The sequence below is a fragment of the Streptomyces sp. NBC_01716 genome (genome assembly GCF_036248275.1).
In the GTDB taxonomy this organism is placed as follows: domain Bacteria; phylum Actinomycetota; class Actinomycetes; order Streptomycetales; family Streptomycetaceae; genus Streptomyces.
Genome location: NZ_CP109181.1, coordinates 809,503 through 825,806 on the forward strand (window position 1 = coordinate 809,503; position 16,304 = coordinate 825,806).

The following is a 16,304-nucleotide window of genomic DNA, read 5'->3' on the forward strand; positions in this document are numbered from 1 at the left end:
CGGGCGAGTTGGACGACGGCGGGTTCGGCGACGAGGGTGAGCTGGGTGGGGGGTTCGGGTTCGGCGGCGGGCCGCTCGGCGTGCGCCGCAGGCGCGGTTGCGGTCTCGGGCGGTTCGACGCGAGCCGCGAGGCCGGGGGCCAGGGCCGTTTCAGCTGGCGCCGGTGAACCGCTCGACTGCGGTCCGACCGACCGCCAGGCGGGCGCCGAAGGCACGGCAGGCGCTGCCGATTCGCTTGGTACCGGTTCGCCGCACACGGCGTCGGAAGCCAACGCCGCTACGACAGCCCGCTCCTCGCGCGCCGCAAGCGCCGCACGCTCGCCCGCCGCCAGTGCGGCTTCCGCAGAAGCCGCAGGCTTGACGGTTGACGCCTTGGCGCGAGCCGCATGGTCAGAAACTCTCGCCGACTTTGCAGACCCCTCGACGGGCGCCGTTGGTGCAACGATCAACGCCGATCCGGCAGGCACTGCCGAATCGCTCGCCGTCAATGCGGCTTCCGCAGGAGTCACAGGCTTGACCTTCGACGCCTCGGCGCGAGCCGCACGGTCAGAAGCCAACGCCGCTGCGGCGGACCGCTCATCGTGCACCGCACGCTCGCGCGCCCTCGGTGCGGCTTTGGCGCGAGACGCGCGGTTCGAGGACCTCGCCGGTTTGGCGGGCGCCGCAGGCGGAACGCTCGTCGCCGAGCTGGCAGACGTCGACGCACCGCTCGCCGTCAATGCGGCTTCGGCAAGACCCGCGGGCTGGACGCTCGGTACCTCGGCGCCAGCCGCACGGTCAGAAGCCAACGCCGGTTCGGCGGACGGCACGTCGGAAACCAACGCCACCACGGCGTGCCCCTCGTCGTGCGCCGCAGGCCCGGCGCTCCGTGCCTCCGCGCCAGCCGCACGGTCGGAAGCCGACGCCGCTACCGCGGACCGCTCATCGTGCGCCGCAGGCTTGGCGGGTGTCTTGGTGCGAGCCGCCCGCTTGGAGGGGTCGGGGATGAGTCCCGGTTCGGCGCGCGGGGCTTCGTGCGGCGGCATCGTGGTGAGCAGTTCGTTCAGCTCATCGTTCATGTTCTTCGCCAGGCCGTCCAGGTCCGGTACCGCCTTGCCGTCGGCCACCAGGCCCACGTGGACCTGGCCGCCGTAGGTCGTCAGGCCCACCGCCAGGGACTGGCCGCGGGCCAGCGGGGCCATCGGGTAGACCTCGCGCAGCGGGCAGCCCGCGAACGAGAGCGTCGTGCGTGGGAGGGGGACGCTCGTCACCAGGATGTCGAAGAGGATCCGGGCCGCGTTGGACGCGAGAGGTGCGCCGAGGCGGTGTGCCAGGGGGTGGAGTTGGTCGGCGATCACGGCCAGGGCTCCCGCGCCACGCGTGGGGCCGTCCTTCTTGTTGCGGTCCATGACCCGCCGTACCGCCGCCAGCCTGGTCCGTGCGTCCGGCTCGGAGACGGGCAGGCCCACGAGGTACGCGGAGAGCACGTTGCCCGAGCCCGAGCCGCCGCCCGCGTTCTGCCGGGCCCGGCTCGGGCGTCGCCCCGAGACCGGCACCAGCGCGCGCGGGTCCGAGGAGCCTTCCGGCAGGTGTTCGCCCCGCTCCAGCATCCAGCGCCGCAGCCCGCCCGCCACCGTGGCGAGCAGGACGTCGTTGACCGTGCCGCCGTGCGCCTTGCGTACCGCCCGTACGTCCTCCAGCGCCAGCACCGCCGTGGCCAGCCGCCGCGTGCCGCTGGAGCCCGCGGTGAGCGCGGGCGTACCGCGCAGGTCGAGCCGGCTCGCGCGAACCATCGACGCGCCGATCCCGAGCGCCCTCGCCAGCTCACCGATCCGGTCCCGCGCGATGTCGGCCATCTGCCAGGGGCCGGGCAGCCAGGACCGGGGCGACGCGGGCCGCGTCCGGCGGGCGCCGGCCGCGCGCGCGTCGGCGATCTGGTCGAAGATCCCCGCGCCGATGGCCACCGCGCGCATGCCGTCCGCGAGCGCGTGGTGCAGTTTCACGAGTACGGCGAAGGGCCGCCGCCCCTCGGGTGCGTAATCCGGCCCTGGGCCGCCCGTCAGGAGGTACATCTCCCAGGGCGGGATGCCACGTTCCAGCGGCCGTTCCATCAGCTCCCCGGCCAGCCGCGTGGTCTCCTCGGCGAAGTCTCCGGGGGGCAGCTCCAGGTGTCTGACGTGTCTGCGTACGTCGAAGTCCTTGTCGACGCTCCAGGCCGCGCCCCCCACGGGCAGCAGCACGTCCCGTACCCGCATCCGGAGCCGGGGGACGGCCGCCGCGCGGGTGGCGAGCAGCTCCAGCAGCGCCTCGTCACCGGGGCGGGCGGTCCGCGCGCCCGCCCCGGCGGCCGGACCGTCCGCCTCCAGGCGGTCCCGCACCGGCCCGAAGACCGCGAGCGCGCCGAGATGCATCGGATGGTCCGGGGATTCGAGATGCCAGAAGGCCAGATCGAGAGGTGCCAGCAGCTCGGTGGTCAAGGGGGCCTCATGTCTTGGGGAGGGGTGGAGACGGCAAGTCAATCGCCGACGGTCGGTTACGGTCAAGCATCAAGTAGTAACGTTCAGTTAGTGTCACTGTAATGCCCGGTGCCCGGCGCGGCCTTCTCAGCCGCCCAGCCCCGCAAGGGAGCCGGTGGAGTCGTCCGGCCCCGCCCGGGACGAGATGACAAACTCGGCCCAGACGCACTTGCCGCTGCCGCGGGACTCCACACCCCACTCGTCGGCCAGGACGTCCACCAGGACCAGACCGCGCCCCGAGACCCCCGTCTCCCCCGCGTCCCTGATCCGCGGCAGCGCGCTCGACCTGTCCTCGACCTCAAGCCGCAGCCGCCGCTCCATCCTCGACAGCACCCGGACGATCACGGTCGCGTCGCCGTCGGTGTGCGTCAGCGCGTTGGTCATCAGCTCGTCCGCCACCAGCTCGATGTCGTCGGAGCGGCCCTGCGCGCCCCAGGCCCGTACGGCCGCGCGGACCATGTGACGGGCCGACGACAGCGCCTCGGGCTCGTTCTGCCCGACGTGCTGCTGGAGCCTGCCGCCGGTCCTGCCGGCGTACGCGCCCCGACGGTGCATCAGCAGGACCGCGACGTCGTCCTCGCCGCCCCGCTCGTCCACCACCTCGCAGAGCCGGTCGGCCAGTTCCTGGGGGTCGCGCGGGCCGTCCTCGATCAGGGCCGACAGCCTCTGCATGCCTTCGTCGAGATCGGCGCCGGGCATCTCCACCAGCCCGTCGGTATAGAGGACCAGCATCTGGCCGGGGTCCAACTCGACGGTGTTCACGGGGTAGTCGAGTCGGCCGAACTCCGCCGAGAGTCCCAGCGGCAGCCCGCCCTCCGCGGGCAGCCGGCGGCAACTGCCGTCGGTGTCCCGGACCATGGGGTCGATATGGCCGGCCCGCACCATCCGGATGACGCCCGTGGTCAGGTCAACCTCCGCGTAGATGCAGGTCGCGAAGCGGTCGGTGTCGAGTTCGTGCAGGAACACCGAGGCCCGCGCCATTACGGTCGCCGGGGTGTGGCCCTCGGCCGCGTACGCCCGCAGCACGATCCGCAGCTGTCCCATCACGGCCGCGGCGTCGGTGTCATGGCCCTGTACGTCTCCGATGACGGCGCCGACCCGGCCGCCCGGCAGCGGGATGACGTCGTACCAGTCACCGCCGATGTCCCTGCCGAGCCGGGCCGAGCGGTAGCGGACCGCGATGTCCGCGCCCTCCACGGCCGGGATCCGGCGCGGCAGCATCGCCTGCTGGAGCCCTTCGGCGAGATCGTGCTCCTGCTCGAAGAGGACGGCGCGCTGGAGGCTCTGCGCGATGCCGCTGACGAGGGCGACCAGCAGGTTGCGGTCCTCCGTCGTGAAGCCGATCTTGTCGCCGTAGAGCAGCCCGATGGCCCCGATGGGGCGGCCCTGCGCGATCAGTGGCAGATAGGCCGCCGAGGTGATGCCGAGATGGCTGATGTGCGGCCAGAGGCCCGGGTAGGAGACGGCGAAGTCCTCCGTGGTCTCGATGAACCGCGGCGAGAGCGTGCGGATCACCTCGCTCATCGGGTATTCCTCGTCCACCCGTGTGACGCGCGTCCCCGGCACGAAGGAGCCCGTCGGCCCCTCGGCGACCAGATGGATACGGCCCGAGTCGAGGAGTCCCATCACCACGCTGGAGGCGCCGAGGTGTTCGAGGCCGTCGGACTGCTTCAGCACGTCGATGACGTCCTGGACCGTTCTGGCGTGGGCGAGCGCGGCCGTGGCGCCCTCGACGACACTGGTCCGCCGCCGGCGTTCCTCGTCGAGTTCGAGCCGTGCCATCGAGTCGGCGAGTTCCTGCGTCGCGTCGCGGATGATGCCGATGAGGCGGCTGGGGCGGCCGGCCCGGTCGCGGTGGACCGAGCCCTGCCCGTGGGTCCAGCGCAGGGTGCCGTTACGGCGCCGGACCCGGAAGTAGGCTCCGTAACCACCGCTGCCGCTGCTGAGCGCCTCCCCGACGACGGCGTCGAGCCGGCTGCGCTCCCCCGGTGGCAGGCGCTCCAGGAGCTTGTCGCGCGTGCCGTCGTATTCATCGGCGCGCAGATCGAGGATCTCCAGCGCCACCCGGTCCAGATGGAAATGTCCGCTGTCGAGATCCCAGTCGAAGCAGCCCATGCCGTTGAGGGACAGGCTCAGTTCCGGCTTCGCGGGCCAGTCGTCGGGGAGCGACGGGGGCCCCGTTTCCCGATCGACCATGGAGTCACTCTGTCATCATTTGTCGGATATATCGACCGGTCAGCTGCCCAGGCGCGTACGGGAGAGGGACCCGCGTGGGCGCGGCCGTTCAGCCCTGGAGGGTGACGGTCCCTGCCGCGTCGTCCTCAGCCGCCGCCGGGGTGAGGTCTTCGTCCGCCGGCGCGCCCGCGTCGCCGTAGAGCGGTGCGTCGGGGCCGGACCGCTCCGGGGACATCGGCATCGCCGGGTAGTCCGGGTCCACGCCGCTGTCGGGCTCGTCCGGCGCGGTGGAGCAGCCGGGCGAGTCCGCCAGGCTCTCCGACATCGACTCGTCGGGCGCCGGGGCGTCCGGTGTGACGCAGTCGGGCGAGGGTGCCTGGTCGCTCTCGGAGGCGTCGGGCTCCGGGACCGCCGGTTCGGAGCGTCCCGGGTCCGGGCTGTCGGAGCCGCCGTCGTCCGGCGCGGGCGGCTCCAGCGACGGGTCGATGATGTCGGTGTCCGGGGGGTACGGCGGCGGTACCGCGGGCTTCTTGTCCTGGTCGCCGTCGGTACCGGTCTTCCGCTCCAGCCAGGTGTTGTCGACGCTGTTGACGATGACCAGGGAGGCCAGGACCCGGGTACCGGCGCTGACCACGACGACGCGGTCGGGCCGGTAGCCGCTCCACGCCTTGCCCTCGTGGCCCGCGTCGGCGCGCGGACCGACGGCCGGGCGCAGCGGGTTTCCGCCGGCGCAGCGGACCCTGGGCTGCCCTCGGTCGTCGACGAGGACCGCGGTGCCGCTCTGGAGTACGGCCTGGTGGGGGGTGGCGGCTCCGTGCCGGTAGCCGTGGCTGGTGACGCGTACGTCGGCGCGCAGCACGACGGGGGTGAGCCCGCGCAGGAACGCCGGGACGGACGTGGGCGCGACGCCGGCTCCGCGGGCGAAGGCGGCGACCTTGGCCCTGTCCCCGGTCAGGTGGCGGGCCTGCGCGTCGACGTCACAGCTGGGGACCGACTTCGTACCCCCGTAGAGCCCGGCGATGGCGCCGGAGATGGAGCGCGACGCCTGGGAGCCGGAGGTGGGGCGGCCCGGTGCGCCGGATTCGCCGGGCCCGGCCGTCGGCGACGGGGAGGGGTCCGCGTCCGGCATCGGCGCCGCGGTCGACTCGGTGAAGGGATCGGGGCCGGAGGTGCCGAGCGGCAGGAGGGTGACCTTGGTGGCTGCCGCGGCCTGGGCCGCTTTCGCCGCCCGCCCGTCCTTGCCGACGCTGTCCTCGGCGCAGCCCGCGGTGATCAGGATTCCGGCGGACAGCGCGGCGAAGGCGGCGTGCCGCGGGCGAAGGGGTAGGCGTCGCACAGGGTCTCCCAGCTGTTCGTCCCGTCCGGATGTGACTCCTCCGGATGTGACTCCATATCTGCCGGACACCGGACCGCCCCGCAAGCGGGGGCGGCGGACGGGGGACCCCGGCCGTACGGGTGACCCCGCCACGCGCGAGCGCCGGACGGGCCGCGGTCGCGGCCCGTCCGGCGCTTTCAGGAGAAATCCCGCTGCTTCAAGGTGAAAGAGCCAGGGCCTGTCGTTTGGATCAGGCCGGATCAGGGAGCGGGGTCTGGTGCGTGCGATCGCAAGGCGGAGGAGGGAGACAACGCGGAGCGTTGGCGACCGACGACAACGCGGCGGGCGTGCGTGCCAGGGACCGCGAGCCCGGCAAGATCCGAACGACAGACCCTAGGTCCTGTCCAGGCGATCTTCGCCGACCCGGACAGGACCTACCCGGACAGGACCTAGTCGATTCCCTGAAGGATGTGCGGCTCCGCGAGGTCGTCCTCGTAGCCCGCCAGCCTGATCGGCGCGGACCTGGCCCACACCTCGATGTTCCGGAGCTTCTCGGGTCCGCTCGGTTCACCGCCTCGGTCGGACGGGCTGTTCTCGGGCTGAGCCATGTCAGGTGTCACCGCGCACTCCTCTGTGTCGCGTAACCCCGGGCGCGCCGGCTCCGGACTCGTACCGGGCGCCGGCCGCCCGACGGGGGCGGGGGCCAGGGCCTGTCCTCAACCTGAAGAAAGGCCCTAGGGCAGTTCGGTCGCGGTGGCGCCGGTTTTCGGGCGGGGCGGTGGCCTGGTTGCAGGCCTGACCCGGGACGGCCGGGGAACCTTCGTGGGTCCCGGGGTGGCGTCCGTGCGCCTTACATTAACCAAATGAGCGCGTGCTCGCTCGATGGGGCCGGTGAGGTGAGTCACTTCCGGACAGTGTCAGGATGGCACGCCCGCCCTCTATCCGCAGTCGGGGCCTACCAGTTGGCCGGCGCGTAGTCCTTGAGGAAACAGCCGTACAAGTCCTCGCCGCCCTGGCCGCGCACGATCGGGTCGTAGACCCGGGCGGCGCCGTCGATCAGGTCGAGCGGGGCGTGGAAGCCCTCGTCGGCGAGCCGCATCTTGTCCGGGTGCGGGCGCTCGTCGGTGATCCAGCCGGTGTCGACGGCGGTCATCAGGATGCCGTCGGACTGGAACATCTCCTGCGCGCTGGTCCGGGTCAGCATGTTCAGCGCGGCCTTCGCCATGTTCGTGTGCGGGTGTCCCGCGCCCTTGTAGCCCCGGCTGAAGACGCCCTCCATGGCGGAGACGTTCACGACGTACGTACGCCCTGCCGCCGCTGCCGCCATCGCCGGGCGCAGTCGGCTGATCAGGATGAACGGCGCGGTGGAGTTGCACAGTTGGACTTCGAGGAGCTCCACGGGGTCGACGTCGGAGACCGTCTGGATCCAGCTGTTGGTGTCGTGCAGATCGGGCACGAGCCCGCCCGCGTCGATCGCGGTGCCGGCCTCGATCCGGGCGAGCGTGGCCGAGCCGCCGACCAGGGCCAGACCGGTGACGTCCGACGCGCTCAGCGCCTCACCGCCGGCGGCGGGCAGGACGGCCTGGGCGCCGCTGCCGAAAGCGCCGATGACGTGCGAGGAGGGAAGCTCCCCCACGGGCAGCGGCGCGGATTCGGCGGCCAGCAGTTCGCTGTAGGCGCCCGGGGAGCGGCGTACGGTCTGGGCGGCGTTGTTGATGAGGATGTCGAGCGGGCCCTCGGCGGCGACGGAGTCGGCGAGCGCGACGACCTGGGCGGGGTCCCGCAGATCTATCCCGACGATGTTGAGGCGGTGGATCCAGTCGGCGCTGTCCTCCATCGCCTTGAAGCGGCGGATCGCGTCGTTCGGGAAGCGGGTGGTGATGGTGGTGTGCGCGCCGTCGCGCAGCAGCCGCAGCGCGATGTACATGCCGATCTTGGCGCGGCCTCCGGTGAGCAGGGCACGCTTGCCGGTGAGATCAGTACGGGCGTCCCGGCGGGCCCGGTTCTCGGCGGCGCACACCTGGCAGAGCTGGTGGTAGAAGGCGTCGACCTCGACGTAGCGGGTCTTGCAGATGTAGCAGGAGCGCGGGCGCTGGAGGATTCCGGCGATCTCACCGGCGGTTGAGGACGACGGCAGCAGGCCCTGTGTCTCGTCGTCGATGCGCTCGGCGGATCCGGTGGCCGTCGCCTCGGTGACCGCCTTGTCGTTGGCGGTCTTCGCCGCCCGGCGATCCTGGCGGCGGCGCTGTTTGACGGTCCGGTAGATCCCGGCGGTGGCACGGCGGACAGCCACGGCGTCGGGGTGGTCGACGTCGAGATCGTCCAACTCGTCGAGCACGGCCAGGCAGACGGCCATGCGCTCGGGGTCGATTCCGGGGCCGTACATGGCGTCCGGCCCGCTCTCGCCGAGCGTGGTCCCGTCATCTGTCAAGGTCATCGCCGGTGCCGTTCCCTCATCACTCGTCACTCACCCGTACGGGGCACTCGCCCGTCCGGGGCCGTCGAGCCCTGCACGGATACGGCCGTCCGGCCGAGCGGCCTCGAACAGTTTGCCATGAGGTACAGGGCCTTCAGTTCGCCCCCAACTACACATAATGGTGAATAAGGGGCAGAATGGTCTTGTACCGCTCGATCCGGTGCAGCACGGTCGCACCTCTCAGACCGAAGGAGTCGAGACTCATGGCCGATGTTTCGCACACCAGGGGAGCCAGCAGTGCTCACCCAGGTGCTTCAGACACCAGGGGAGACATAGGTGCTCACCCTGACGTACCAGAAATGCGGGCCAGGTACGCCCGTGTGCTCGGTGGGCGTGATGTGGCGCTGCTGGACGGGCCGATATTTCTCGCCGGTCTGTTCATCGCCCTCTCACCGTTCATCCTTCACTTCACGACCAGCCAGCCGGGTCTCGTGATCCACAACGTGATCATGGGTATCGCCATCGCCGGCCTGGCACTCGTTTTCTCCGCCACACCGACCCGGACGTACGGCTTCAGCTGGGCTCTCGTCTTCTTGGGCGCCTGGATGGTCGCGGCACCATGGGTCGTCGGCTCCAGCCCGGACCGCGGTGTGTTCCTCAGCAACGTCATCCCAGGTGCGCTGACCGCCGTGCTTGGCCTGATCTGCGCGGGCGCGGCGCTGATGGCGGCTCGCAAGCGTACTCGGGTGGAACGGACGAGCCGGATGAATAAGCCGGTTCAGACATAAGCAGGTCACTCCACCCGGTGGGGCGGGCAGACGGCCGTTCAGAGCCGTCCGCCCGCCTCACCGACGTCTGCGTAGGCGTTCCCTCAGCCGCCGGCCCCCGCCGGGACGCGCGAGGGCTCGGGGACGCGGATCCCGACGAACGGCATCCGGCGGCGCAGGCGGAAGCCCAGTGCCTCGTAGAGCCGGATCGCGCCCTCGTTGTCCCCCGCGGCCTGGAGGAACGGGGTCTCGCCGCGCGCCTTGATCCCGGCGGCCACCGCCAGGACGAGCCGGGCGCCCAGCCCCTGGCCGCGATACTCCGGCGCCGTACAGACCGCGCTGATCTCCCGCCAGCCCGGCGGGCGCATCCGCTCCCCCGCCATCGCCACCAGCTCCCCCTCGCGGCGGATGCCGAGGTAGGTGCCCAGCTCGATGGTGCGCGGCCGGAAGGGCCCCGGCCTGGTGCGCTCCACCAGGTCCAGCATCTCCGGTACGTCGGCGGCGCCGAGCACCACGGCCTCGTCGTCGGGGACCGCGTCCACCGACTCGTCGACGAGCTGCACACCGTCCACCTGGAAGGTGACCTCCCAGCCGGCCGGGAGCTCCACTTCGGTGCCGGCGAGCACGGCCGTGCCGTCATCTCCGACGAGATGGACGGCGTCCGCCCAGTCCCCCGCGTCCGGGTCGTCGGGCAGGGCGAGCCACGGCGACACCTCCGCGTGGTAGGCGAGCACCCGGCCACGCCGCTCGGCGAAGTGGGCGTGGGGGCCTGTCAGCCCGGCGAGTACGGGATTGTCGAGCGGATGGTACGACGCGCGGCCGGGCACGGGAACCGGTACGGACTCGCTCACGCGCCGACCTCGATCACGATCTTGCCCAGCGCGTGCCCGTCCTCGACGGCGCGCAGCGCCTCCCCCGCCTCGGCCAGCGGGAAGGTCCGTGTCACATACGGGCGCAGCGTGCCCGCCACCACCAGCGCGGCCACCTCTTCGAGGACGGCGGCCGTGCGGAGCCGTACGACCGCGGCGCCGCCCAGGGTCACCACCCGCGGCTTGTCGCCGGCGCTGATCAGTTTCGTACGGTCGGCGACGAGCCCGGCCGCGGCCTCCAGGTCCGCGCCGCCGACCATGTCGAAGACCGCGTCGACGCCGTCGGGCGCGGCGGCCCGTACCCGCTCCTGAAGTCCGGGACCCGGCAGGACATGGACCGCGCCGAGCGATTCCACGAAGTCCTTCTTGCCCGCGCTCGCCGAGCCGACCACCCGGAGGCCCGCGCCGGTCGCGATCTGGGTCGCGGCCACGCCCACACCGCCTCCGGCGCCGATGATCAGCAGGGTCGCGCCGGCCGGCAGGTCCAGCTGCTGGATGCCGTCGTACGCGGTCGCCGCCGCGACCGGCAGGGCCGCCGCGTCCGTGAACGACACGATGGCCGGCTTGTGCGCGGTGATCGCGGCGGGCAGCAGGGTGTACTCGGCGTATCCGCCGGTGAGGGTGGAGCCGAAGACGGCGTCGCCGACGGCGAATCCCCGCACGCCCTCGCCGACCCGCTCGACCACTCCGGACGCCTCGCTGCCGAAGACGGTGGGCAGCGGCTTGGGCGTCGAGCCCGGCCGGTTGTAGCCGGTGCGCAGCTTCCAGTCGACGGGGTTGACGCCGGCCGCCCGGACGGCGACGAGGAGTTCGCCGTGGCCGGGGACGGGCTTCGGCAGGTCGGCGAAGGCTTCGCCCTCGGGGCCGCCGAACCGGGTGTAGACGTACGCCTTGGGCATGTGATCCCTCGCTCTGACTGCTGACGTCGGTGGTCGTCCTCGGTGATCGTCCTCCGTGGTGGCCCTGGGACGGTGGACCCGGGACGACAGCAGTTTCAAGTCCGAGCTCCGACCCGCTTATTCCTCGCCCGCCGCGCTGTGCGTGCCGCCCGGTTCACCGGAACGCGCGAGGGCGCCGTACGGGTCGCAACCCGTACGGCGCCCTGCGATCCGGCTCAGGAGTTCGCGCACTCCATCGACGCCGGGTCGGATGCTTCACGGATCAAGGTCTCGTGTGCCGCCTTGAGCCGCTTGACGTCGGGCTTCATGACCTTGCGGTCGTAGGTGAGCAGCCCGTTGAGTTCACCCTCCACATCGGTGATCTGGGTGTAGACGGCTCCGTTGCTCCCCCGGCAGGCGAGGTTACGTACGTTGCCGAGCTGCCCCAGGTACTCGTCCGTGTACTTCTCCTGGTCGACGCCCACATACGTGTGCTGGACCGGCCAGGCGTGGCCCGGTACGGCGAGCCCGAGGCCGCCGTACTCGCCGCTCACCAGCGCCCGTTTCCCGTCCGGCGCGGGCAGCAGAGGCGTCGGATAGCCGTGCGCGTCGGCGATGTCGCCGTTCTTGCCGTCGACGGCGCCGCAGCAGTTGATGCCGCTCATGTTGTTGACGAGCCGGGTCGGGTCCCAGCCCTTGGCCTGGTCGGCGATCCGCGCCTGGTCGTACTGGCCCCAGCCTTCGTTGAAGGGGACCCACATGATCACCGAGGGGCTGCTCGCGTGCTGGTCGATCATCTCCTTCATCTCGTGCTCGAACTGGGCCGCCGCCGGGGCGGCCGGGGACTTCGGCATCGACGGCATGTCCTGCCAGACGAGCAGCCCCAGCTTGTCCGCCCAGTAGAACCACCGGTCCGGCTCCACCTTGATGTGCTTGCGCACGGAGTTGTAGCCGAGTTCCTTGTGCTTCTTGAGGTCGAACGCGAGCGCCTCGTCAGTCGGCGCGGTGTGCAGCCCGTCCGGCCAGAAGCCCTGGTCGAGAGTGGCCATCAGGAAGACCGGCTTGCCGTTGAGTACGGTGCGCTGCGCGCCGTCGACCGTCTCGACCGCGATGGAGCGCATACCGAAGTAGCTGCCCAGCCGGTCGCCCGACCTCTCGTCACCGATCCGTACGTCCAGCTTGTACAGGTGCGGATCCTCCGGCGACCACAGGTGCGGGTCGCGCACCGGCACACTGAGCGGCGCTCCCGTACGGCCCCTGACCGTGGCCACCTTGCGCTTGCCGTCGTACGCGGTCGCCGTGACCGGCACCCCGTCCCGTACGCCGCGCACCTCGACCGCCAGCTTCTCCGCGGCGACGTCCGGTGTGAGCTTGAGCGAGTCGGCGTGGTCGGCGGCGACCGGCTCCATCCAGACGGTCTGCCAGATGCCCGACGAGGAGGTGTAGAAGATGCCGCTCGGGTCGAGGCGCTGCTTGCCCATGGGCGGGTTCTCGCCGCCCGCCGCGTCGGTCGGGTCGTACACGCCGACGATCAGTTCCTGCGTACGGCCGGGCTTGAGGGCGTCGGTGACGTCCACGCTGAACCGGTCGTAGCCGCCCTTGTGTTCGGTGACCTTCTTGCCGTTGACGTAGACGGTGGACTGCCAGTCGACGGCGTCGAAGTTCAGCTTCAGGCGCTTGCCGTCGCGGTGGCCGCCCTTCGCGCCGTCGCTGATGTCCCAGCTCTGCGGCACGGTGAAGGTACGGCGGTACCACATCCGGTCCTCGTGCCGTTCGAGACCGGAGAGCTGCGACTCGACGGGGTACGGGACGAGGATCTTCTCGGCCAGTTTCTTGCCCACCGGCGGGCTCTCGCCCTGCTCGGCGGCGGCGAACTGCCACTGTCCGTTGAGGTTGCGCCAGGCGTCGCGCGTCATCTGCGGACGCGGGTACTCGGGCAGCGCGTTGTCGGGGCCGACGTCCTTGGCCCACGGGGTGGAGAGCTGGTACTCGGACTTGTTGGGTCCGCTGCTCCAGAACTCACCGACGGGGTCGGCGTCCTGCGAGGCGAGACCGCCCTCGCCGTCGTAACGGATGTCGGCCGAGCCGCCCTTGCCGACCACGGGTTCCTTGAGGCCGACGAGCAGGCTCCGGGCGTCGGCGGGGTCCTTCTTCACCGAGCCGAGCGGCCACTCGGCGCCGCCGATGACCGCGTCGAGATGGCCGGCGATATCGGCCGGGACGGGGGCGAGGGGCTGCGCGAACTCCATCCGCAGGGTGCGGCCGTCGGCCAGGACGGTGGTGGCGATGGCGCCGTCGTACGCGTAGCCGTCGGGGAGACGGAAGGCGGAGGTGGGCACCGGCTCTTTCACGCCACCGGGTTCGGTCCAGCGCAGATGGAGGTTCGAGCCGCCGACGTTCTCGAAGAACTCGACCTTGATGTCGTACTCCTGACCTCCGGTGAGGTCGACCGGGTCGGCGGTCTGCTCCTTGTCCCAGTCGTCGACCCAGTGGTCGATGACGATCTCGCCGTCGACCCAGAGCCGGAACCCGTTGTCGCCGATCATCGAGAAGGTGTGGGGACCGCTCTGTTCAGGGACGATCTTCCCGGTCCAGCGGACGGTGGCGTGATCGGAGCTGCCCGTGGCCGTGGAGAGCCGGGACTCGAGGGAGTTGAAGTCGATCTGCGGGTCGAATCCGGTGGCCTTCAGCTCGTGGAAGTCGAAGGCTCCGGGTGCGGATGAGGAGTAGTACTCGCCCTTGAGTCCATGGGGCACGACCGGGTCGTCCGCGGCCGATGCGGTCGGGATCGCCGTGAGTCCGGCGACGCCCAGGACCGCGGCGAGCAGAAGGGCCAGATTTCTTCGGATGTGCACAAATCCTCCTGGCGGCTCGTTGCGCAACTCTGTACAACGTTGGAAGGAACGGCAGTCCGCATGACAACATGCCGTTCCACTTGCTGTCCAGGGCCATGACAAAGCGCAGTCCCGCAACGTATATAACGTTGTACAGATTGGGCAGGGGCGACCTTCGGGCCGACCTCGGAGGGGAAATACGGTGACCGTCAGCCTCAAGGACGTCGCGGAGCGCGCGGGCGTTTCCATCAAGACCGTTTCGAACGTGGTGAACAATTACCGACATGTCACCCCGGCGATGCGGGCCCGGGTCCAGCTGGCCATCGACGAGCTCGGCTACCGGCCGAATCTCACGGCCCGCCATCTGCGCAAGGGACGCACGGGGATCATCGCGCTGGCCGTGCCCGAGCTGGGCAACCCGTACTTCGCCGAGCTGGCCGGCTCGGTCATCGACGTGGCGGCGGAGCACGAGTACACGGTGCTGCTCGACCACACGGGGGGCCGCCGTGAGCAGGAGGTGCTGGTCAGCCAGGGCTTCCGGGCGCGGGTGATCGACGGGCTGATCCTGAGCCCGATCGAGCTGGAGACCGAGGATCTGCTCGGCCGTGACCAGGACGCGCCGCTGGTGCTGCTCGGGGAGCGGGAGTACGACCTGCCGTACGACCACATCGCGATCGACAACGTGGCCGCGGCCCGGACGGCCGTACGGCATCTGCTCGATCTCGGCCGGTCGACGATCGCGTTCCTGGGCGCCAGGACCGACCGGGTCAACGAGCCGTCACATCTGCGGCTGCGCGGCTGGCGTGCCGAGCTGAAGGCGGCGGGGCTGCCGGCGCCGGACTCCCTGATCGCCCCGACCGGCGGCTGGGACCACGCCAACGGCGCCGACGCGATGAATCAGTTGCTCGACTCGGGCGTGACGCCCGACGCGGTCTTCGCGTACAACGACCTGATCGCCATCGGGGCGATGCGGGTGCTCTCCGAGCGGGGGCTGCGGGTCCCCGAGGACGTCGCGGTCGTCGGCTTCGACGACATCACGGAGGGCCGCTACGGGGTTGTGACCCTCACCACGATCTCGCCGGACAAACAGACCATCGCCCGGCTCGCCGTGCGCTCCGTCGTCAACCGGCTGCTGGGCACCGGAGACCCCGTGGGCAACGGCTCCCGTGAACTCCGCGCCGATTTCCGGCTGGTGGAGCGGGAGAGCACGCTCGGCCGACGCCGGGACGGTCACTGAGCGCACCACCGGCCCCCACGCGCACAGCCGTTATCGCGCGAAGGCTTTACAGCCTCCGTACAACGATGTAAAAACCAGTTTCGAACGACTCCCGCACATCCGCTCCAGCAGTCCACCGGGCCGGCGGTCGATCCGACCGACGGCCCGGCAGTCCAGTTCGCCAGTTCTGTACGAGCCGACCTCCCGCGAGCTTCCCGGTCGCCGGGGCCGCGCCGAGATGGGGATCTCCATGAAGCTTTCCGCCGTCCGCCGTACCACCACCACTACCGTCCTCGCCGCGAGTCTCGTCGGCGCGCTCGCGCTCAGCGGCTGCGCCAAGTCCGAGGACGACGCGTCAGACAAGAGCTCGTCGGCCGGCGAGAAGGACAGCGGCCAGGTCGTCGCCACGCCCGGCGCTGACGACAAGACCTGTGACATTGCGCAGTTCGGCGGCGAGAAGACCGACCTCAAGACCGCCACGGTCGGCTTCTCCCAGTCCGAGAAGGAGGCCAACCCCTTCCGGATCGCCGAGACCGCGTCCATCAAGGCCGAGGCGAAGGAGCGCGGGATCAAGCTCCTGTCCGCCAACGCCCAGACGCAGTTCTCCAAGCAGATCAGCGATGTCCAGGACCTGATAGCCAAGGGCGCCGACCTGCTGGTGATCGCGCCCCTCAACTCCGACGGCTGGGGCCCTGTGCTGCGCAGCGCCGCGGCGAAGAAGATCCCGATCGTCACCATCGACCGCAAGATCAACGCCACCGCCTGCAAGGACTATGTGAGCTTCATCGGCTCGGACTTCATCGAGCAGGGCAAGCGCGCGGCCGACCAGATGATCGAGGCGACCGGTGGCAAGGGCGAGGTCGCGATCCTGCTCGGCGCCGCGGGCAACAACGTCACCACCGAGCGCACCAAGGGCTTCAAGGACCAGGTCGCGGCCAAGGCCCCTGATCTGAAGGTGGTGTTCGAGCAGACCGGTGAGTTCGCCCGTGAGAAGGGCCAGCAGGTCACCGAGCAGCTCATCCAGTCGAACCCGGGCATCAAGGGGATCTACGCCGAGAACGACGAGATGGGCCTGGGCGCCGTCAACGCCCTGAAGGGCGCGGGCAAGAAGGCCGGCGATGTCAAGATCGTGACGGTCGACGGCACCCGTAACGCCGTCCAGGGCATCGTCGACGGCTGGATCTCCGGGGTCGTGGAGTCCAACCCGCGCTTCGGGCCGCTCGCCTTCCAGACCCTCGATGCCTTCACCAAGGGTGAGAAGGTCGCGCAGGACATCGTCATCCAGGACGGCGCCTATACCCCGGAGAACGCCGAGGCCGATCTGGGCAAGGCTTTCTGA

10 protein-coding genes and 1 pseudogene are annotated in these 16,304 nt (G+C 70.8%); 3 read left to right on the plus strand and 8 right to left on the minus strand.

Translation table 11 applies throughout. The features are described 5' to 3' along the window. Positions 1-1,031: 1,031 nt before the first annotated feature. The 5 genes and pseudogenes from OIE74_RS03515 to OIE74_RS03535 all read right to left on the minus strand — a co-directional run. Positions 1,032-2,456: pseudogene (locus OIE74_RS03515) on the minus strand (wax ester/triacylglycerol synthase family O-acyltransferase); the annotation flags it as partial. Between the two features lie 126 nt (positions 2,457-2,582). Further along, positions 2,583-4,691 (minus strand): SpoIIE family protein phosphatase, encoded by a 2,109-nt coding sequence (locus OIE74_RS03520; RefSeq protein ID WP_329378284.1) that lies wholly within the window; start codon positions 4,689-4,691, stop codon positions 2,583-2,585. A gap of 88 nt (positions 4,692-4,779) precedes the next feature. Beyond that, positions 4,780-6,006, minus strand: coding sequence for a DUF6777 domain-containing protein (locus tag OIE74_RS03525; RefSeq protein WP_329378286.1), 1,227 nt, complete (start codon positions 6,004-6,006; stop codon positions 4,780-4,782). A 428-nt stretch (positions 6,007-6,434) separates the two neighbouring features. After that, on the minus strand, positions 6,435-6,605 hold the full coding sequence (locus tag OIE74_RS03530; protein ID WP_329392584.1) for a hypothetical protein: 171 nt from the start codon (positions 6,603-6,605) through the stop codon (positions 6,435-6,437). A gap of 335 nt (positions 6,606-6,940) precedes the next feature. Continuing rightward, positions 6,941-8,422: an SDR family NAD(P)-dependent oxidoreductase gene (locus OIE74_RS03535; RefSeq protein ID WP_329378288.1), complete on the minus strand. Its 1,482-nt coding sequence runs from the start codon at positions 8,420-8,422 to the stop codon at positions 6,941-6,943. A 242-nt stretch (positions 8,423-8,664) separates the two neighbouring features. Here OIE74_RS03535 and OIE74_RS03540 point away from each other — a divergent pair, with 242 nt between their 5' ends. Then, on the plus strand, positions 8,665-9,189 hold the full coding sequence (locus OIE74_RS03540; RefSeq protein WP_329378289.1) for an SPW repeat protein: 525 nt from the start codon (positions 8,665-8,667) through the stop codon (positions 9,187-9,189). An 83-nt stretch (positions 9,190-9,272) separates the two neighbouring features. Here OIE74_RS03540 and OIE74_RS03545 read toward each other — a convergent pair whose 3' ends face one another. The 3 genes from OIE74_RS03545 to OIE74_RS03555 all read right to left on the minus strand — a co-directional run bounded on the left by OIE74_RS03545 (position 9,273) and on the right by OIE74_RS03555 (position 13,770). Continuing rightward, on the minus strand, positions 9,273-10,019 hold the full coding sequence (locus tag OIE74_RS03545; protein WP_329378291.1) for a GNAT family N-acetyltransferase: 747 nt from the start codon (positions 10,017-10,019) through the stop codon (positions 9,273-9,275). Beyond that, on the minus strand, positions 10,016-10,936 hold the full coding sequence (locus OIE74_RS03550; protein WP_329378293.1) for an NADP-dependent oxidoreductase: 921 nt from the start codon (positions 10,934-10,936) through the stop codon (positions 10,016-10,018). The genes OIE74_RS03545 and OIE74_RS03550 overlap by 4 nt, the downstream gene beginning before the upstream one ends. A gap of 215 nt (positions 10,937-11,151) precedes the next feature. Continuing rightward, a complete protein-coding gene (locus OIE74_RS03555) occupies positions 11,152-13,770 on the minus strand; it encodes a PA14 domain-containing protein (protein ID WP_329378295.1) in 2,619 nt (872 codons plus the stop codon). A gap of 181 nt (positions 13,771-13,951) precedes the next feature. Here OIE74_RS03555 and OIE74_RS03560 point away from each other — a divergent pair, with 181 nt between their 5' ends. After that, entirely contained in the window at positions 13,952-14,986 is a 1,035-nt protein-coding gene (locus OIE74_RS03560) for a LacI family DNA-binding transcriptional regulator (RefSeq protein ID WP_329378297.1), read from the plus strand. A gap of 229 nt (positions 14,987-15,215) precedes the next feature. Beyond that, positions 15,216-16,304: an ABC transporter substrate-binding protein gene (locus OIE74_RS03565; protein WP_329378299.1), complete on the plus strand. Its 1,089-nt coding sequence runs from the start codon at positions 15,216-15,218 to the stop codon at positions 16,302-16,304.